A 19,788-nucleotide genomic window follows, 5' to 3' on the forward strand; every position below is an offset into this window, starting at 1 on the left:
CGCCCCGCTTTTCAGCTTTCGGCATGCTTACTGACAGTTCTTTACAAGTCTCCGCGCCACGTTGAATGAGGCCTCACTGTAGCTGCTTTGACGATCGCCGGCGCGTCGGTTTCGACGACGTTGGCCGTTTGGCTGAGTGTCGCTCAGACGCGCCGATGCGCACAATCCTCCTCGCTGCTCGCGTTCGAATCGTTCGCCGCGCGAGTCTCAGGGAGGGCGTGATGACAATAAGAAGTTCATGGCTGGAAGCTGTGCAGGCAGGCATGCAGCGTTTCGCTGCGGGTATCGACGTGAGTTCGCAGGACGTGCGGCTCGTCGTGGTGAGTCAGCGTGCGCGAGCCTGCGCGTCGTTGCAGATCGAATATGTGCGCACGGTGCCGTTGCCGCCGAATGCAATGGCCGGCATCGAGATCGCGGATCGGCAAGCGGTCTCGCGCGCGTTGCGCGATGCGTTTGCCGATCTGCCTCATTCATGCGCGACGTCCGCATTGCGATGCGCGATGGCGGTGCCCGCGTCCGCGACGCTGACCGCTACGGTCCCGCTCGCACGCCTCGCCGTGCAAAGCGGTGGCGCGGAAGACGGCGGATATGAACTCGCCGAGCTCGAACCGGCGGTGATGAGCGAAGTGGAACGCATCGCGGGACTCGAGCGGCACGCATTGGCCGTCGACTGGTTTGTCGATGACCGGCCGTCGCCGGTTCGTTCGGTGACGATTGCCGCGACCGCGCGTCAGCATATCGAAGCGCGCATCGAATGCGCGGCGGCCGCGGGCATTTCGCTGACCGCGATCGACGGCGAGCCGCATGCCGCGCTGCGTGCGATGCGCTACGCGGCGAGTCGCGAACTCGATCCACATGAACCGTATGTGGCGTTGTGGATCGACGCCGACGGCGTGCAAGGCTGGCGTCTCGTCGACGACAGCGTCGCCGCCGAAATGCGCTACCCCGCGCCTGAGCATTCCGATCTCGCCGATGCGTTGCGCGATCTGGCGCATGGCCCGGAGTGCGACTGTGCGCTGGTGGGCGGCGAACTCGATCTGCTCGAGGGCGTCGGCTTCTCGATGGCGGATATCGCGGATGTTCTCGGCTGCACCGTGTTGCCGTTCGAGTGCGGCGCATTGGGCGGCGTCGCGCGCAAGCTGAGCGATCCGCTGCTGCACGAACCGGCAGGCGCCGTTGCATTCGGGCTTGCATTGCGCGGGGTGCTCGAATGAGCCCGGCCGTTTTCGACGCAGGACATCTCGGCGCGGCGGCGCAATCGCATGTCGCGCGCGATATGCGCCGGCTGCGCGCCGCGCATTCGTTCACGCCGAGGCTCGGCGGTTTCAATCTGCTGCCGCACAGACAACGCGACGCGCGGCTTGCGCGTCGGCGGTGTGTCCTTCTATGGGCCGCCGCCGCGTTGGCCGGCTGCGCTGCTGTGATTGCGCTCGCCGGATATCAGATGGTCGAGAAAGCGCGGCTCGATGCGCAGCGCGAGTCGGCCGAGCAAGCGCTTGCGCAGCTCGCCGCTCCGCTGGCCGAGCATACGAAGCTGCTGCGCGCGCGCGACAGGCAACGCGATGAAGCCGCCCGCGCAAAGCGTCTCGCCGAGCCGCTCACCTATTTGCGCGATCTGCTCGATGCGCTGAGTTTCGAACCGGGCGACGGTGTGCTGTTGCAGCAGCTTCGCCAGCGCGAGCATGAGACCGAGCTCGTGGCGAGTTCGCGAGCGCACATCGATTCCGCGCAGTGGCTCAAGCGCCTCGGTGCGATACGCGGTGTAGAGAGCGCGGAGATGAGCGAATCGCATCGCGCGTCGGGCAAGGCGAATGCCGCGGCGAGCACTGCCGGCTCAACGGAGTTCGGTGCCCGCCTGCGCTGGGAGCACACCATAAAAAATACGGCCGAGCATGCGGGCCTGGCGGCATCGCGGAAAACGAGCGCCGATCACAGCGGAGGTTTGAAATGAGTACGACGTTTATCGACTTCGGCGGCGCGCAACAGCCAGGTTCCATGCTGGCGCATTGGATCAAACGTGCGCGCGCGCCGCTTCATACATGGAGCAGGCGTCGCCGCTGGGCGGTTGCGTTGCTGATTGCGCTGGTGGTGTTCGGCCTCGGTGCGCATGGCTGGATCGTGGCCGATCTCGGGCGCCTCGAAGCAAGCCGCGCGGCGCTGCATGCGAGCGCGCAACGTCTCGCGGAGGCCAAGCGTGCGCTTTTGCAATTGCCCGCGTTGCGTCGCGAAGCCGATGCGGCGAGCGGAACGACAGGAGGCGCGTGGCCGTCGCGGGCGCAATGGACTTCGGCGGATGACGTGCGCGTCGTCTCCGAACTCGCCGCGCAAAACGGCGTGATGTTGCTGGCCGTGGAGCCCGGTACCGCGAGCGGCACGGGCGCACAAAGCGAGCGACCGTTGCAGTTCTCGGCGCATACGGACTTCGTTCATCTGATGTCGTTCCTGCGTGGCTTGACGGAGTTGCCGGTACTGATGGTTCCCGTCGACGTCACGATCAAGCGCGATGCGGCGTCGCTCTCGGTGAACGCGACGCTGCGCGTGTACAGCGGTTTGCGCCCGGCGCCTGTGAGCCTCTCGGTGCAGGAGCTCGCCGACGCAAGCCTTGATTCGGATGACGAAGAAGATGTCGTGTTCTTCGACCCGTTCTCGCCTGCGCAGATGCAGGCCGCGATCGACTCGCCGGGACTCGCGCAACTGCGCCTCGTTGGATTGCTGCATGACCGCGCGCGCGGTCTGGCGCTAGTCGATACGCCGGACGGCGCAGCGACTGTCGCGTCCGGTCAGCAGATCGGCGACGAGCGCTTCACGCGCTTCGATGCGTCGGGTATCACGCTCGCCCGAGGTGATGCGACGCGCACGCTGCTGCTCGCGGAGGCTTCGTGATGAGCATCAGGAAGGTTTTGTGTGCCGACGCGCGTTCGATTGTGGGCGCTGTTTTCCAACGTGTGGCCCGCGCATGCTCCGGCTTTGGCCTGTCGATCAGCGTGCATCTCAGCGTGTGCGTCAGCATCGCAATCGGCGTGGCGCTCAGTGCGGGCATCGCGCAGGCGGCGATTCCATCGCTGCCACCGTTGCCTGCCTATCTGCCGCTCGACGACACACCGGCGCAGTCCGACGCGCGCTACGATGCCCCGCCGCTGCCACGCGGCGAAGTCGCGCAAACGCCGAACCCGTTCCGCGACGATTCTCCCGATGACACGGCGGTCTCGCACACGACGCCTGCGCTGGCCGGCCCAACCCGCACGGACGATGCAACCGACCCCGCCGACGGCTCCGCGCCTCTTGGCCCGCAAGCGGCAGCCTTAAGCCGCGAGGCCGCTGCGACATCATCCGCGCTCGAAGGCCCGCCCGTCCCGTTGCCGCCGCTCGCACGCCTGAGCGGCGCGCCGAAAACCGCCGCCGACGCCTCGCTAGCCGCCGACGACAAGCCGATCTCGCTGAACTTCCAGCGCGCCGAGCTGGGCGCGGTGCTGAATGCGTTTGCGCAATTCACCGGCTTGAACATCGTCGCGAGCGAGAGAGTGCGCGGCGCCGTGTCGCTGCGCCTCGACAAAGTGCCGTGGCGCGTCGCGTTCGACACGCTGCTCGACGTTCACGGCCTCGCGATGGAGCGCCACGGCAACGTCGTGTGGGTCGCGCCCATCGCGGATCTGGCGGCGCGCGAGCGGCAGCGCTACGAGGCCCACGCGCGGGCCGCCGATCTCGAACCGCTCGCGAGCCGCACATTCCAGTTGCACTATGCACGCGCCGAAGACGTGCGGCGTCTGTTGACCGGCTCGGGCAACCAGCGCGTGCTGTCGAAGCGCGGCGCCGTGACCGCCGATCCGCGCACGAATCTGCTGTTCGTGACCGACCTGGAGGGCCGCCTCGCGCAGATAGCCGCGCTGCTTGCTTCCGTCGACCGGCCGACGCGGCAGGTGCTGATCGAGGCGCGCATCGTCGAAGGCGAGCATGGTTTTTCGCGCAATCTCGGCGTGCGGCTTTCGATGGCGGGCACCAGCGCCGACGGCACCACGCGTGGCCTCAGCGGCGGCAAGGACGGTCTGGTCGCCGATCTGTCAGCGCGGCCGATCGCGGGCTTCGACGCCGCCACGGCCGGGCTCACGCTGTTCGCGGCGGGCGCGACGCGGCTTCTGAACATCGAATTGAGCGCGCTCGAGGCCGAAGGGCGTGGAGAGGTCGTTTCCAGTCCGCGCGTCGTTACCGCCGACCGGATGAAGGCCGTGGTCGAGCAGGGCACCGAACTGCCGTATCAGGCGAAAGTCGGGCAGGGCGTGTCGGGCGTGCAGTTCCGGCGGGCCACGCTGAAGCTCGAAGTCGAGCCGCAGATCATGCCGGACGGCCGCGTCGTGCTGGACCTCGATGTGGCCAAGGACAGCGTCGGCGAGCAGACCGACGCCGGTCCCGCGATCAACACCAAGCACGTGCAAACCCGGGTCGAAGTGGAAGATGGTGGTACGGTGTCGATCGGCGGAATCTACGCGACGGACGGTCGCGACGATGTGACTCGGGTGCCGCTCCTGGGCAAAATACCGGTTTTAGGCGCGCTTTTCCGCCATCGGGCTCATCGCGACCAGCGCAGCGAACTGGCTGTTTTCATCACGCCGCGCGTCGTTCAGACGAATTGAGGGCACGCGCCCGCCGCGCGAAAGCGGCGGCGCGCAGGCTCGACAAGGCAGCCGCTTTGCCAGTAAGCTGCGGCACGAACCATACCGGATTAGCCAGAGGACACCGTTGCAAGCGCGGGACGCACACGCCAATGTATTTTTTGTAGGGCTCATGGGGGCAGGAAAGACCACCGTGGGCCGGGCCATTGCGCGCCGTCTCGATCGCCCGTTCTTCGATTCGGACCATGAAATCGAAGCGCGTACGGGCGCGCGCATTCCGGTCATCTTCGAGCTCGAGGGCGAAGCCGGCTTTCGCGACCGCGAAGCGAGCGTCATTTCGGAACTCACGGAGCGCGACAACATCGTGCTGGCAACCGGCGGCGGCGCCGTGCTTCGGCCGGAAAACCGCGCGGCGCTGCAAAACCGCGGCGTCGTGATTTACCTGCGCGCGAATCCGCACGATCTGTGGCTGCGCACGCGGCGCGACAAGAATCGTCCGCTGCTGCAAACCGAAGACCCGAAAGCGCGGCTCGAAGCGCTCTACGAAGTGCGCGATCCGCTCTACCGCGAGTGCGCGCACTTTGTGATTGAAACAGGCCGGCCTTCGGTCAACGGACTCGTCAATATGGTTCTGATGCAGCTCGAGATGGCCGGCGTCGCCAAACATCCTGCGTCATAATGGGCCGTATGATTACCGTCAACGTCGAACTGGGCGAACGCGCCTACCCCATCCATATCGGTGCCGACCTGATCGGGCAGACTGCGCTGTTCGCGCCGCACATTGCGGGCAATTCGGTCACGATCGTCACCAACACCACCGTCGATCCGCTCTATGGCGACACGCTGCGCGCGGCGCTTGCGCCGCTCGGCAAGCAGGTGTCCACGGTCGTGTTGCCCGACGGCGAGGCGTACAAGAATCTCGAAACGCTGAACCTGATTTTCGACGCGCTGCTCGGCTCGCGCGCCGACCGCAAGACGACGCTGATCGCGTTGGGCGGCGGCGTGATCGGCGATATGACGGGTTTTGCGGCGGCCTGCTATATGCGCGGCGTGCCGTTCATCCAGGTGCCGACCACGCTGCTCTCGCAGGTGGATTCGTCGGTGGGCGGCAAGACGGGCATCAATCATCCGCTCGGCAAGAACATGATCGGCGCGTTTTATCAGCCGCAGGCGGTGATCGCCGACATCGGCGCATTGCGCACGTTGCCCGCGCGCGAACTGGCCGCGGGCATCGCCGAGGTCATCAAGACCGGCGCGATTGCCGACGCCGGCTTTTTCCGCTGGATCGAGGCCAACGTCGAGGCGTTGAACGGCTGCGAACCCACGGCGCTCGCGGAGGCGGTCAAGCGCTCGTGCGAGATCAAGGCGTCGGTGGTCGCGCAGGACGAGCGCGAAGGCGGGCTGCGCGCCATTCTCAACTTCGGCCACACGTTCGGTCACGCGATCGAAGCGGGCCTTGGCTACGGCGAGTGGCTGCACGGCGAGGCCGTCGGCTGCGGAATGGTGATGGCGGCGGATCTGTCCGTGCGTCTCGGCTATCTCGACGAAGCGTCGCGCAAGCGGCTCGTCGACGTGATCGTCGCCGCGCATTTGCCGACCCGCGCGCCCGCGCTCGGCGAATCGCGCTACATCGAACTGATGCAGGTCGACAAGAAGGCGGAAGCCGGCGCGATCAAGTTCATTCTGCTGAAGCGTTTCGGTGAGACGCTCATCACCCAGGCGCCCGACGCCGAGGTGCACGCCACGCTGGCCGCCGCCGTCTGACACGCGGATATTCCAGCAAGGCGCCGCGCACGGCGTCGAGCGGCGCCGCCCATGTTTCGGAGAAGCCGGTGACAGACAGGCGCAGCGACGATGTGAAGCAGCAACCCGCCGCAGCCGCGGCCGCGCTCGGCGCGCTCACGCAGGAAGCGCTCGAAGCGCATCTCGCGCCGTATGCCGCGCATTCGGCGCATTCGCGCGGGCGCCGCTATCCGGAAGCCCCGCCGAGCGCGCGCACCGAGTTCCAGCGCGACCGCGACCGCATCGTTCATTCGACGGCGTTCCGCCGCCTCGAATACAAGACGCAGGTGTTCGTGAACCATGAGGGCGACCTGTTCCGCACGCGTCTCACGCACAGTCTCGAAGTCGCGCAGATCGCGCGCTCCGTGGCGCGTAACCTGCGCGTGAACGAAGACCTCGTCGAAGCCATTTCTCTTGCCCACGATCTCGGCCACACGCCGTTCGGTCATGCCGGCCAGGACGCGCTGAACGAGTGCATGCGCGAGCACGGCGGCTTCGAGCACAATCTGCAAAGCCTCGCAGTGGTGGACGATCTCGAGGAGCACTATGGCGCGTACAACGGCCTGAACCTGTGTTTCGAAACGCGCGAAGGCATTCTCAAGCATTGCTCACGTGAGAATGCGCGGCGGCTCGGCGCTTTAGGCGAGCGGTTTCTCGAAGGGCGTCAGCCGTCCATCGAAGCGCAGATCGCGAATGTCGCCGATGAAATCGCCTACAACAATCACGATGTCGACGACGGTCTGCGCTCGGGTTTGCTCACCGTCGAGCAACTCGCCGAAGTCGAGCTTTGGCAAACGCACTTCGAAGCGGCGCGGCGCGATTTCCCGCAGATCGAAGGCCGCAGGCTGATTCACGAGACGGTGCGGCGCATCATCAATACGCTAATCGTCGATCTTATCGACACGACCAAGCTGAACCTTGCGCATCATGCGCCCGATTCGCTCGACGCCGTGCGCGCGGCGCCGGCGCTCGTCGCGCATAGCGAGCCGATCGCGGCTCAGGCGGCGGCGCTCAAGCGCTTTCTGTTCAAGAACCTGTACCGCCATTACCGCGTGATGCGGATGGCCAACAAGGCGCGCCGCATCGTCGTCGGTCTGTTCGACGCGTTCACCGACGATCCGCGGCTGCTGCCGCCCGGCTATCAGTCGACCGACGCCGCGCTGCAACCGCGCCTGATCGCGCATTACATCGCGGGCATGACGGACCGCTATGCGCTGAAGGAGTATCAGCGCCTTTTCGTCATCGACGACAACTGAGCGGCCACGACGGCGACGCCGTAGCGTGCCGCAGTGGCCGCGCGCCTGGCAAGCGCGCGCTCGCAGTAGCCGCGCCTGTCAGCGCACCCGCGAGGCAAACAGCGCGCCTACGATCAACGCGACGCCGCCGACAATCGCCAGCGTCTGCCACGGATTCTCATGCACGTAGTCGTCGGCATCGGCTAGCGCGACGTTGGCACGTTCGCGCACGGCTTCGCGCGTGTCGCTCAAACGGGCGCGCGCGTTGTCGAGCTGCTTGCGCAATTTGCCGCGTAGTGCGACGGCGTCGGCCTGCGTGCCGTCCGCCAGGGTGGACTCCAGCTCGGACATCAGCGTGCGCAGTTCGCCTGCAATGTCTTCGGCCGCGTGGCGGCTGTGTCGCGCAATGCGTCGCGCGCGGCGGCTCGTGCTGGTCCAGGATTCGCCGAGGGCGTCTCGCGTATTCGGAAGTGCTGTCATGGTCGCTCCGTCGATGAGGGTGAAAAAGGCCCACGTTCACGGTTGCGTTAAACCTGATCGCAACGCAGGAAACACCAGCAGAACGCAACTTCGGTGCCACAGCCGAATGCTCCGCCCACGGCGGCGCGCGCCGAATTTCCTCAGCACATATTGCCTTCGCGACGGGTCAAATTTACAAACGCAGCGGCAACGGGACGCGCGGCATCGGTAAAGCCGGCGCGGTGGCTCGCCGCGCGCACAAAATAAAAAACGCCGCCATTGGATGAATGACGGCGTTGTTCAAGCCCCGGAAATTCGACTACCCTAATCGCACGGCATGGTTCGATGCCCGCGCGTTGAACGCTGTGCGAAGCGGGCGTTCGGAGCGACGGCAAAGAGCGAGTGTTAAAAGCGGTAACCGATATTGACGTACGTAACGATCGGGTTCAGCTTGATCTTGGTTTCCGATTGCACATTGAGCGTGCCGACCGGCGTCTTCGCCTGCGTGTTCAGTTTGGCCGTCGTGCTGAGCGGCAGGTACGACACCGAAGCGCCTGCGAACCAGTGCTCGTTGAACGCGTAAGTGAAACCCAGATTAAACACCGGCTCCCACGAACTATCCGTAGTGACGCTGGTCGGACCATGCAGGACGTTTGCCTGAAATGCGCCGTTGGTGATCTTCTCGTCGGTGAACCAGATACGGCTCACGCCGATACCGAGATACGGACGGAACGTAGCAGTGGGGGCGTTGAAGTAGTACTTGAACAGCAGCGTCGGGCTCCACTGTTTCGCCTGCCCGATCTTGCCGAATTGTTCGAGGCTGCCGCTGCCGTTCAGGTCGAACGAAGGCGGATAGCCAACCACGAATTCGGTCGCGATATGGTCGGTGATGAAGTAGCCAAGAGCCAGGCCGATGGTGTCGGCCGAACTCAGCGTTGCTCCGGTGTTCGGTTCGGTGATGTTGGTCGGACTACCGCCGATGCTCGTCACTTTCAGGGGCTTGCTGCTCGATTGAGGCGCAAGATGGAACCAGCCTGTTGTGACGGTAAAGCTACCGGCCGATTGTGCGTATGCTGCCGTTGTCATGCCGGCTAGCATCGCGGTCCCCACTACGGCCTGTTTTAATTTCATATGTGCTCCTCCAAAAAAGGCCCGCTCATTATGAACACAACGTTTGAAACTAACCATACGCGGCGGTTAGAGTTTTCTCCCTAAGCCACGCGCGCTTTCTGGCCTGGCCGCGCCGCGCCGAATCTCCGGCGCATGCGGCTCTTCGGACCTTCGGGTATGTACCAACGCGACTATCGGATACTTCAGCATGGCACGGCTTGCACGTCTTTATGTTCCTGACCAGCCGCAGCACGTCATCCTCCGCGGACTCGATCAGCAGCCTGCGTTCGTCGACGACCAGGACTATGAATTGTTCATCGACTGTTTGAAAGCGGCTTCCCGCGACCATCACCTGTCGATCCACGCTTATGCGTTGATGCCGGGCGCGGTTCAACTGCTCGTCACGCCGACCGAGGAGTCGAGTCTGCCCAAGGCGATGCAGGCGGTGGGGCGCCGCTATGTGGCGCACTTCAACCGTCGCTACGCGCGGCGCGGCACGCTGTGGGAAGGGCGTTATCGCGCCACGGTGATCGAGGGCGAGCGGTACTTTCTGCTGGCGAGCCGCGTCGTCGAAATGTGTCCGGTGCGCATGCAGCTCGTGAGCGCGCCGGAAGACTACCGGTGGTCGAGCTACCGGCATCACATCGGTCTCACGCTCGACAGCCTGATCACCGACCATCCGCTTTACTGGTCGCTCGGCAATACGCCGTTCGAGCGGCAACGCGCGTACCGCGAGCTCTGCGAACAGCCACTCGACGAACGCGAGGCAAGCCAGCTTCAGCAGGCCACGTTAAAGGGCTGGGTGCTCGGCAGCGACACGTATCGCGAATGGGCGGCGCGCGCGGCGAACCGGCGCGTGTCTCCATTGCCGCGCGGACGGCCGCGCAAAGTCCGCGAAACGCCGCAGACGCAATAAACGCAGCGAGCGCCCCACGCTCGATAGGCAATCAGAATCAACGGTTTATGCTTTGAACGGCATTCGGACATGCCGTTTTATTTTGCCCACTTTCGATATGGCACCAATAAAAGCGAGCCGCAATGCACCAAATTGATAATTGGGGATCGAACGCAACGTTTTATTTGCTATTCCGTTGATTCGTCGCGTATATTCCGAATTCCGGCGTTTTTGATATGTGCAGGATGCAGCCTCAGAAGCGCCTTCGCCGTTGCGGGTGTGCACGTGCGGCAATAGAAAAAACGGTTTAACGGCCTGTCCGGCCCCTCACAGACGGTGTCCCCATGAACGATCACCAGCAACCGGTTCACCCGGTTCCCGCCGCGCAAGGGTTGTACGACCCGCAAAACGAACATGACGCCTGCGGCGTCGGCTTCGTCGCTCATATCAAGGGCAAGAAAAGCCACCAGATCATCGAGCAGGGCCTGAAGATTCTGGAGAATCTCGACCACCGCGGCGCCGTCGGCGCCGATCCGCTCATGGGCGACGGCGCGGGCATCCTGATCCAGATTCCGGACGGTTTCTATCGCGAGGAAATGGCGAGGCAAGGCGTGACCTTGCCGCCGTTCGGCGAATACGGCGTCGGCATGGTGTTCCTGCCGAAGGAACACGCATCGCGTCTCGCCTGCGAGCAGGAGCTGGAGCGCACGGTCAAGGCCGAAGGCCAGGTCGTGCTCGGCTGGCGCGATGTGCCGGTCGATCACACCATGCCGATCTCGCCCACTGTGAAGGCGAGCGAGCCGCTGATCCGCCAGATCTTCATCGGCCGCGGCAAGGACATCATGGTGACCGACGCGCTCGAGCGGAAGCTGTATGTGATCCGCAAGACCGCGAGCCACCGCATCCAGGCGCTCAAGCTCAAGCACGGCAAGGAATACTTCGTGCCGTCCATGTCGGCGCGCACGGTGGTCTACAAAGGTCTGCTGCTGGCGGGTCAGGTCGGCGTGTACTACCGCGACCTGCAAGACGAGCGCACCGTGTCGGCGCTCGCGCTCGTGCACCAGCGCTTCTCGACCAACACGTTCCCGGCGTGGGAACTGGCTCACCCGTACCGCATGATCGCCCACAACGGCGAAATCAACACGGTGAAGGGCAACGTCAACTGGCTGAACGCGCGTACCGGCGCGATCGCGTCGCACGTGCTCGGCGACGATCTGCCGAAGCTGTGGCCGCTCATCTATCCGGGCCAATCGGACACGGCATCGTTCGACAACTGCCTCGAACTGCTCGTGATGGCCGGCTATCCGCTCGTCCACGCCATGATGATGATGATCCCGGAAGCCTGGGAACAGCACACGCTGATGGACGACAACCGCCGCGCGTTCTACGAATACCACGCCGCGATGATGGAGCCGTGGGACGGTCCCGCGGCAATCGCGTTCACCGACGGCCGTCAGATCGGCGCGACGCTCGACCGTAACGGCCTGCGTCCGGCGCGCTACATCGTCACCGACGACGACCTCGTCATCATGGCGTCCGAAGCGGGCACGCTGCCTATCCCCGAGTCGAAGATCGTCAAGAAGTGGCGTCTGCAGCCGGGCAAGATGTTCCTGATCGACATGGAGCACGGCCGCATCATCGACGACAAGGAACTGAAGGACAACCTCGCCAACGCGAAGCCGTACAAGAGCTGGATCGACGCCGTGCGCATTAAGCTCGACGAGATCGAGCCGAAGGCCGAAGACGTCGCGACGGAACGCCGCGAAGCCGCCGCGTTGCTGGATCGTCAGCAGGCATTCGGCTACACGCAGGAAGACCTCAAGTTCCTGATGGCGCCGATGGCGCAAGCCGGTGAAGAAGCCGTCGGTTCGATGGGCAACGACTCGCCGCTCGCGGTCATGTCCAACAAGAACAAGACGCTCTATCACTACTTCAAGCAGCTGTTCGCGCAAGTCACGAACCCGCCGATCGACCCGATCCGCGAAAACATGGTGATGTCGCTCGTGTCGTTCGTCGGTCCGAAGCCGAACCTGCTCGACACCAACAACATCAACCCGCCGATGCGCCTCGAAGTGTCGCAGCCGGTGCTCGACTTCAAGGACATCGCCAAGATCCGCGCGATCGATCAGTACACGGGCGGCAAGTTCAGCTCGTACGAACTGAACATCTGCTATCCGGTTGCGTGGGGCAAGGAAGGCATCGAGGCGCGTCTCGCGTCGCTGTGCGCGGAAGCCGTCGACGCCGTCAAGTCCGGCTACAACATGCTGATCGTGTCGGACCGCAAGACCGACCGCGACAACGTCGCGATCCCGGCGCTGCTGGCCACGGCCGCTATTCACACGCATCTCGTGCAGCAAGGTTTGCGCACGAGCACCGGTCTGGTCGTCGAAACCGGATCGGCGCGTGAGACGCATCACTTCGCGCTGCTCGCGGGCTATGGCGCGGAAGCCGTGCATCCGTACCTCGCGATGGAAACGCTCGCGCAGCTCGCGGCCGGCCTGAAGGGCGACCTGTCGGCGGAGAAGGCGATCTACAACTTCACGAAGGCGGTCGGCAAGGGCTTGCAGAAGGTCATGTCCAAGATGGGCATTTCGACCTACATGTCGTACACCGGCGCGCAGATTTTCGAAGCAGTCGGCCTCGCTGAAGACCTCGTGCAGAAGTACTTCAAGGGCACGTCGTCGAAGGTCGGCGGCATCGGTTTGTTCGACGTCGCCGAAGAAGCGATCCGTCTGCATCGCGATGCGTTCGGCGACAACCCGGTTCTCGCGAGCATGCTCGACGCGGGCGGCGAGTACGCGTATCGCGTGCGCGGCGAAGAACACATGTGGACGCCGGATGCGATCGCCAAGCTGCAACACTCGGCGCGCAGCAACTCGTATCAGACGTACAAGGAATACGCGCATCTGATCAACGATCAGACCAAGCGTCACATGACGTTCCGCGGCCTGTTCGAATTCAAGCTCGATCCGGCCAAGGCAATTCCGCTCGACGAAGTCGAACCGGCGAAGGAAATCGTCAAGCGTTTCGCGACCGGCGCCATGTCGCTCGGCTCGATCAGCACCGAAGCGCACGCCACGCTGGCGGTCGCGATGAACCGCATCGGCGGCAAGTCGAACACGGGCGAAGGCGGCGAGGACGAAAACCGCTATCGCAACGAACTGCGCGGCATCCCGATCAAGAACGGCGACACGATGAAGTCCGTCATCGGCGACGAAGTGATCGTCGACATTCCGTTGAAGGACGGCGATTCGCTGCGCTCGAAGATCAAGCAGGTCGCATCGGGCCGCTTCGGCGTGACGGCGGAATACCTCGCGTCCGCCGATCAGATCCAGATCAAGATGGCGCAGGGCGCGAAGCCGGGCGAAGGCGGCCAGTTGCCGGGCCACAAGGTGTCCGACTACATCGGCAAGCTGCGTTATTCGGTGCCGGGCGTCGGCCTGATTTCGCCGCCGCCGCACCACGACATCTATTCGATCGAAGATCTGGCGCAGCTCATTCACGATCTGAAGAACGCGAACCCGGCGGCGAGCGTCTCGGTGAAGCTCGTGTCGGAGTCGGGCGTCGGCACGGTTGCCGCGGGCGTTGCCAAGGCGAAGGCCGATCACGTCGTGATCGCGGGCCACGACGGCGGCACGGGCGCGTCGCCGCTGTCGTCGATCAAGCACGCCGGCACGCCGTGGGAACTCGGTCTCGCCGAAACGCAGCAGACGCTGGTGCTCAACCAGTTGCGCGGCCGTATCCGCGTGCAGGCCGACGGTCAGATGAAGACCGGCCGCGACGTCGTGATCGGTGCGCTGCTCGGCGCCGACGAATTCGGCTTTGCGACGGCGCCGCTCGTCGTCGAAGGCTGCATCATGATGCGCAAGTGCCATCTGAACACGTGCCCGGTCGGCGTAGCGACGCAAGATCCGGTGCTGCGTGCGAAGTTCAAGGGCCAGCCGGAACACGTCGTGAACTTCTTCTTCTTCGTCGCTGAAGAAGCACGCGAACTCATGGCGCAACTGGGCATCCGCAAGTTCGACGATCTGATCGGCCACGCCGAATTGCTCGACATGAAGAAGGGCGTCGAGCACTGGAAGGCGAAGGGTCTCGACTTCTCGCGCGTGTTCTACCAGCCGCAAGTGCCGGCCGAAGTCGCGCGCAAGCACGTGGAACAGCAGGATCACGGTCTCGATCGCGCGCTCGATCACACGCTGATCGAGAAGGCGAAGGCGGCCATCGAGAAGGGCGAGCATGTGTCGTTCATCCAGCCGGTGCGCAACGTCAATCGTACGGTCGGCGCGATGCTGTCCGGCACGATCGCGAAGAAGTACGGCCACGACGGCTTGCCCGACGACACAATCCACATCCAGTTGAAGGGCACGGCGGGCCAGAGCTTCGGCGCGTTCCTCGCGAAGGGCATCACGCTGGATCTCGTCGGCGACGGCAACGACTACGTCGGCAAGGGTTTGTCGGGCGGGCGGATCATCATTCGTCCCACGAACGATTTCCGCGGCAAGTCGGAAGAGAACATCATCTGCGGCAACACGGTGATGTACGGCGCGATCGAAGGCGAAGCCTTCTTCCGCGGCGTGGCGGGCGAGCGCTTCTGCGTGCGTAACTCGGGCGCGACGGCGGTTGTCGAAGGCACGGGCGACCACGGCTGCGAATACATGACGGGCGGCACGGTGGTCGTGCTCGGCGAAACCGGGCGCAACTTCGCAGCGGGCATGTCGGGCGGCATCGCTTATGTGTACGACCCGGACAACACGTTCGCGGGCAAGTGCAACAAGTCGATGGTCGCACTCGATCCGGTTCTGCAGCAGGCCGAGCAGGAACGCACGGTCGACCGCGGCCTGTGGCACGCCGGCACCACCGACGAAGCGCTGCTGAAGGGTCTCGTCGAACGTCACTTCCAGTTCACGGGCTCGCCGCGTGCAAAGGCGCTGCTCGAAAACTGGGACGCGTCGCGCCGTCAATTCGTGAAGGTGTTCCCGACCGAATACAAGCGCGCGCTCGGCGAAATGGCAGCGAAGAAAGCGAACAAGGAAGTGCTCGCCGCCTAAGCGCGGATTGAGCACTGACTGAACGCTGACTAAGCGCTAACCGCTCCCGCACAGTAGACGTCACCTTTAGCCGTACCCGCCGCCGCTCGACAATCCGATGCGCGGCGGGTCCAGATTACCCCTAGATACAGATAGAGAAGAGAACCACATGGGCAAGGCAACCGGTTTTCTCGAGTTCGAGCGCCGCCACGAGGCGTACGAAGCTCCGCTCACGCGTGTGAAGCACTACAAGGAATTCGTCGCGGCACTCACCGACGACGAAGCGAAGATTCAAGGCGCACGTTGCATGGACTGCGGCATCCCGTTCTGCAACAACGGCTGCCCGGTGAACAACATCATTCCGGACTTCAACGACCTGGTGTTCCATCAGGACTGGAAGACCGCGATTGAAGTGCTGCACTCCACGAACAACTTCCCGGAATTCACGGGCCGCATCTGCCCGGCGCCGTGCGAAGCAGCGTGCACGCTCGGCATCAACGACGATCCGGTCGGCATCAAGTCGCTCGAACACGCGATCATCGACAAGGCGTGGGCCGAAGGCTGGGTCGCGCCGCAGCCGCCGAAGCACAAGACCGGCAAGAAGGTCGCCGTGGTCGGTTCGGGCCCTGCTGGCCTGGCCGTCGCGCAGCAACTCGCGCGCGCGGGCCACGAGGTCACCGTGTTCGAGAAGAACGACCGCATCGGCGGCCTGCTGCGTTACGGCATTCCCGACTTCAAGCTCGAGAAGTGGCTGATCGACCGCCGCATGCGCCAGATGGAAGCGGAAGGCGTGACGTTCCGCGCCAACGTGTTCGTCGGCAAGGCGGATTCGCTGCCGCCGTACATCGGCAACACGGCGAAGGAAACCATCACGCCCGAGCAGTTGAAGGAAGACTTCGACGCGGTCGTGATCGCCGGCGGTTCGGAAACGCCGCGCGATCTGCCGGTGCCAGGACGCGAGCTGGAAGGCATTCACTATGCAATGGAATTCCTGCCGCAGCAGAACAAGGTCAACGCCGGCGACAAGGTCGCGAACCAGTTGCTCGCGAAGGGCAAGCATGTGGTCGTGATCGGCGGCGGCGATACGGGCTCGGACTGCGTGGGCACGTCGAATCGTCATGGGGCGAAGAGCGTCACGCAATTCGAACTGCTGCCGCAACCGCCGGAAGAAGAGAACAAGCCGCTCGTGTGGCCGTACTGGCCGATCAAGCTGCGCACGTCGTCGTCGCATGACGAAGGCTGCTCGCGCGATTGGGCGGTCGCCACGAAGCGCCTCGAAGGCAAGAACGGCAAGGTCGAAAAGCTGATCGCGGCACGCGTCGAATGGAAGGACGGCAAGATGGTCGAAGTGCCGGGTTCGGAGTTCGAAATGAAGGCCGACCTCGTGCTGCTCGCGATGGGCTTCACGCAGCCGGTGTCGCCGGTGCTCGAGGCGTTCGGCGTCGACAAGGATGCGCGCGGCAACGTGCGTGCTTCCACTGAGGGCGACAAGGCGTATTACACGTCGGTGGACAAGGTGTTCACGGCGGGCGACATGCGTCGCGGCCAGTCGCTCGTGGTGTGGGCGATCCGCGAAGGTCGTCAGTGCGCGCGTTCGGTCGATGCGTTCCTGATGGGTCATTCGGAACTGCCGCGTTAAACGTCTGTCTCGCCGCCAGCCAGGGTTTGCAGGAAGAGGTGGAGACGACGACGGTGCCTGCTTCGCGTTATAGCGGCAGCACCGCCGAGAGCAGTGAGAATAAAGCCGGGCACCTGAGAAGGTGACCCGGCTTTTTAACGTGCGGTTTCTGCGTCCCCTAGTGCCTTAAATTGCGCAGAGGCTAGCTACTTCCCATAACGCGCCAGCGTCAGCCCGTCCAGATCGATCTCCGGTTCGCGCTGCGTGATCAGATCCGCAACCACACGCGCCGAGCCCATCGACATCGCCCAGCCCGTCGAGCCGTGGCCGAGGTTGAGCCACAGGTTGCCGATGCCCGAAGGTCCGAGCAACGGTGCGCCGTCGGGCGTCATCGGGCGGCGGCCGACCCAGAAATGCGCGGACGTCGGCGCCGCGGCGTGCGGAAACCAGTCGGCCAGCACTTTCATCAGCGTCTGCAACGCCTGCTCGCGCAGCGTCGCGTCGCGGTTGCCGAGTTCCGCCGTGCCGGCCACCCGCAGGTTATCGCCGAAACGCGTGATCGCCGTCTTCAGCGATTCGTCCATGAGCGCGGCGCGCGGGGCCTTTTCGTCGTCGATCACAGGCAGCGTCGCCGAATAGCCTTTCACCGGATAGAGCGGCACCTTCACGCCAAGCGGCGCGAGCAACGCCGCACTGTCGACGCCCAATGCCACGACCACGCTGTCGGCCGGCACCGTCTCCGCGCCGCGCTCGCTTTCGACACGCACCGCGCGCACGACGCCGCCTTCCACGTCGAGCGATGTCACGCGCGTGTCGAAGCGAAAGCGCACGCCATGACGTTCGCAGATGGCGCGGAGTTCACGCGTGAAGCGCGCGCAGTCGCCGGCTTCGTCGTCGGGAAGATGGACGCCCGATACCGGCGTCGCGCGTGCCCAGCGAAGGCCCGGCTCGATGTCGACGCATTGCGCGGCGCTCACTTCCCGATAAGCGATGCCCGCGTCGCGCAGCACCGCGAGCGCCGGCTGTGCGAGTTCGACGTCGTACTCGCTGCGAAAGAGTTGCAGGTAGCCTTGGCTGCGGCCGTAATCGAACGGATGACGGCTGCGGAATTCGCGCAGACACTCGCGGCTGTAGTAAGCGATGCGCTGCATCCGCTGCTTGTTGACGCGAAAGCGCTCGAGCTCGCATTCGCGCAGCCAGCGCGCGATCCAGCGCCATTGAGCCGGGTCCAAAGTCGGCCGGAAAATCAGTGGCGAAGCGGGCTTGAACAGGTACTTGAGAATCTTGGTCGGCATGCCGGGCGCGGCCCACGGCGTCACATAGCCGGGTGCGATCACGCCCGCGTTGCCGAAGCTCGTGGCGAGCGCGACGTCCGGCTCGCGTTCGAGCAGCGTCACCTCGCAGCCTTGCTGGCGCAGGTAGAAGGCGGTGGCGACGCCGATCACGCCGCCTCCGAGAACAATCGTTTTCATGTGCTGTTATCAGGCAAATCAGCGGCGACGTCGGGTCGCGATCTCAGGTCGCAACTCAGGCCGCCATGTCATGCAGCAGGATGCGCCGCGCCGAGCACCTTGCCCTTCGTCTCAGGCAGGCACAAAGCGGCGACGATCACGAGCAGATAACCCGAACCGGCGACAATCCCCATTGCCTTCACGAGCGACATGCCCTGCGAAAGCGTGCCGACGAGAATCGGAAAGAACGAGCCGAAGCCGCGCCCCAGGTTGTAGCAGAAGCCCTGGCCCGATCCGCGAATCGCGTTCGGATACAGCTCCGACAGATACGCGCCCACGCCGGCGAAAATACCTTGCACGACGATGCCGAGCGGAAAGCCGAGCGCGAGCATCATGCCGTCGGTGATCGGCAGCATCGTGTAGATCATGCCGAGCACGAACGAGCCGATCGCGAACAGGATGAACGACGCGCGCCGGCCGATCTTGTCGCACAGAATCGCGCCGACGATATAACCGGTGAACGAGCCGACGATCAGCACGATCAGATAGCCGCTCGTGTTGAACACCGACAGATGGCGCACAGTCTTCAGATAGGTCGGCAGCCAGGTGGTAATCGCGTAATAGCCGCCGAGCATGCCGGTGCATAAGGCGCTGCCGAGCAGCGTGGTGCGCAGATGAGGCAGCGAGAAAATCTGCAGGAAATGCGCGGTCTCGAGGCCGCTGTCGCGCGCGCGGCGCGTCTCGAGATAAATGTCCGGGTCGCTGACGTTGCGGCGAATGTAGATGATCCACGCCGCGGGCAGGAGGCCGATCCAGAAACAGGCGCGCCACGCGACTTGCTCCGGCAGCAACGCAAAGAACGCCCAATAGACGATGGCCGCGGCCGCCCAGCCGAACGACCAGCTGCTCTGAACGGTCCCGACGGCTTTCGCTCGATGCTGCGGCGAGCGTATCGTCTCGGCCATCATGATCGTGACCACTGACCATTCACCGCCGAAGCCGATGCCTTGTAGCGTGCGTGTCGCGAGCAGTTGCCAGAACGAATGCGTGAAGCCGGACAGAAACGTGAACAGCGCGAAAGTCGCGATGGTCCATTGCAGCACGCGGATGCGGCCATAGCGGTCGGCCAGAATGCCGGCAAGCCATCCGCCGAGCGCCGATGAAATCAGCGAACTCGTCGCGATCATGCCCGCTTCGCTTTTGCTCATGCCCCACGTCGCGATCAGCGTTGGAATCAGGAACGAGTAGATCATGAAGTCGAACGCGTCGACCGCGTAGCCGCCGAAACCCGCGTAGAGCGTGCGGCGTTCCCGCTGCGTCAATTCGGTGAACCATTGGAGAGAAGGCATGTTTGTTGTGTTCTCCTGGGCTTTTCTTGTGTGCGTGCGGCTCGAGGGGAGGTCTTTGTATTCTACGGGGCGAGGCGTCGTGCGGCCACTTGTGGTCAAAATTGGCAGCAGACGGTAAGCAGGGAGTAAGCAGCCGACAGGAGACGAAATGCCTGGGAGAATGGCTTAAGAAGCGCTTTTTCGCGCGTGATTGCAGCGGGCATATCGGAAGCGCGCGCGGCACGGGCAAAGACCAAGCTGACCGTTGCTTACGAA

The 19,788-nt window shown here is 64.2% G+C and carries 14 protein-coding genes; 10 read left to right on the plus strand and 4 right to left on the minus strand.

The features are described from left to right. Nucleotides 1-221: 221 nt before the first annotated feature. The 7 genes from pilM (at nucleotide 222) to BGRAMDRAFT_RS27925 (ending at nucleotide 7,645) form a co-directional block, all read left to right on the plus strand. Nucleotides 222-1,214 carry a type IV pilus biogenesis protein PilM gene (gene pilM / locus BGRAMDRAFT_RS27895; RefSeq protein ID WP_006052241.1) on the plus strand — a complete coding sequence of 331 codons (993 nt, stop codon included), beginning with the start codon at nucleotides 222-224 and terminating at the stop codon, nucleotides 1,212-1,214. Further along, complete coding sequence (locus BGRAMDRAFT_RS27900) at nucleotides 1,211-1,951, plus strand: hypothetical protein (protein ID WP_006052242.1); 741 nt, start codon at nucleotides 1,211-1,213, stop codon at nucleotides 1,949-1,951. Before pilM ends, BGRAMDRAFT_RS27900 begins: the two co-directional genes overlap by 4 nt. After that, on the plus strand, nucleotides 1,948-2,883 hold the full coding sequence (locus tag BGRAMDRAFT_RS27905; RefSeq protein WP_006052243.1) for a hypothetical protein: 936 nt from the start codon (nucleotides 1,948-1,950) through the stop codon (nucleotides 2,881-2,883). Before BGRAMDRAFT_RS27900 ends, BGRAMDRAFT_RS27905 begins: the two co-directional genes overlap by 4 nt. Then, nucleotides 2,883-4,628 carry a type IV pilus secretin PilQ gene (locus BGRAMDRAFT_RS27910; protein ID WP_006052244.1) on the plus strand — a complete coding sequence of 582 codons (1,746 nt, stop codon included), beginning with the start codon at nucleotides 2,883-2,885 and terminating at the stop codon, nucleotides 4,626-4,628. The genes BGRAMDRAFT_RS27905 and BGRAMDRAFT_RS27910 overlap by 1 nt, the downstream gene beginning before the upstream one ends. Nucleotides 4,629-4,734: 106 nt before the next feature. Then, the gene (gene aroK / locus BGRAMDRAFT_RS27915) at nucleotides 4,735-5,286 is read left to right on the plus strand and encodes a shikimate kinase AroK (protein WP_006052245.1); all 552 of its coding nucleotides are present in this window, start codon (nucleotides 4,735-4,737) and stop codon (nucleotides 5,284-5,286) included. Nucleotides 5,287-5,294: 8 nt separating this feature from the next. Next, nucleotides 5,295-6,371, plus strand: a complete 1,077-nt coding sequence (gene aroB / locus BGRAMDRAFT_RS27920; protein ID WP_044021929.1) for a 3-dehydroquinate synthase — start codon at nucleotides 5,295-5,297, stop codon at nucleotides 6,369-6,371. A 68-nt stretch (nucleotides 6,372-6,439) separates the two neighbouring features. Next, a complete protein-coding gene (locus tag BGRAMDRAFT_RS27925) occupies nucleotides 6,440-7,645 on the plus strand; it encodes a deoxyguanosinetriphosphate triphosphohydrolase (protein WP_006052247.1) in 1,206 nt (401 codons plus the stop codon). Between the two features lie 78 nt (nucleotides 7,646-7,723). Here the strand turns inward: BGRAMDRAFT_RS27925 and BGRAMDRAFT_RS27930 are convergent, their stop codons facing one another. Both BGRAMDRAFT_RS27930 and BGRAMDRAFT_RS27935 read right to left on the minus strand, forming a co-directional pair. Beyond that, entirely contained in the window at nucleotides 7,724-8,104 is a 381-nt protein-coding gene (locus BGRAMDRAFT_RS27930; protein ID WP_006052248.1) for an ElaB/YgaM/YqjD family protein, read from the minus strand. A gap of 384 nt (nucleotides 8,105-8,488) precedes the next feature. After that, nucleotides 8,489-9,214 (minus strand): OmpW/AlkL family protein, encoded by a 726-nt coding sequence (locus BGRAMDRAFT_RS27935; RefSeq protein WP_006052249.1) that lies wholly within the window; start codon nucleotides 9,212-9,214, stop codon nucleotides 8,489-8,491. A gap of 187 nt (nucleotides 9,215-9,401) precedes the next feature. Between BGRAMDRAFT_RS27935 and BGRAMDRAFT_RS27940 the strand changes: the two genes are divergently transcribed. The 3 genes from BGRAMDRAFT_RS27940 (at nucleotide 9,402) to BGRAMDRAFT_RS27950 (ending at nucleotide 16,754) form a co-directional block, all read left to right on the plus strand. Then, nucleotides 9,402-10,109 (plus strand): transposase, encoded by a 708-nt coding sequence (locus BGRAMDRAFT_RS27940; RefSeq protein ID WP_006052250.1) that lies wholly within the window; start codon nucleotides 9,402-9,404, stop codon nucleotides 10,107-10,109. A gap of 323 nt (nucleotides 10,110-10,432) precedes the next feature. Further along, complete coding sequence (locus BGRAMDRAFT_RS27945; protein WP_006052251.1) at nucleotides 10,433-15,136, plus strand: glutamate synthase-related protein; 4,704 nt, start codon at nucleotides 10,433-10,435, stop codon at nucleotides 15,134-15,136. 148 nt (nucleotides 15,137-15,284) lie between these two features. Next, nucleotides 15,285-16,754, plus strand: a complete 1,470-nt coding sequence (locus tag BGRAMDRAFT_RS27950; RefSeq protein ID WP_006052252.1) for a glutamate synthase subunit beta — start codon at nucleotides 15,285-15,287, stop codon at nucleotides 16,752-16,754. A gap of 185 nt (nucleotides 16,755-16,939) precedes the next feature. On the opposite strand, the gene BGRAMDRAFT_RS27955 is transcribed toward BGRAMDRAFT_RS27950, so the two are convergent. Continuing rightward, on the minus strand, nucleotides 16,940-18,205 hold the full coding sequence (locus BGRAMDRAFT_RS27955) for a D-amino acid dehydrogenase (RefSeq protein WP_006052253.1): 1,266 nt from the start codon (nucleotides 18,203-18,205) through the stop codon (nucleotides 16,940-16,942). A 68-nt stretch (nucleotides 18,206-18,273) separates the two neighbouring features. Next, nucleotides 18,274-19,533 carry an MFS transporter gene (locus BGRAMDRAFT_RS27960; RefSeq protein WP_006052254.1) on the minus strand — a complete coding sequence of 420 codons (1,260 nt, stop codon included), beginning with the start codon at nucleotides 19,531-19,533 and terminating at the stop codon, nucleotides 18,274-18,276. Nucleotides 19,534-19,788 lie beyond the last annotated feature (255 nt).

This window comes from Paraburkholderia graminis C4D1M, from assembly GCF_000172415.1.
In the GTDB taxonomy this organism is placed as follows: domain Bacteria; phylum Pseudomonadota; class Gammaproteobacteria; order Burkholderiales; family Burkholderiaceae; genus Paraburkholderia; species Paraburkholderia graminis.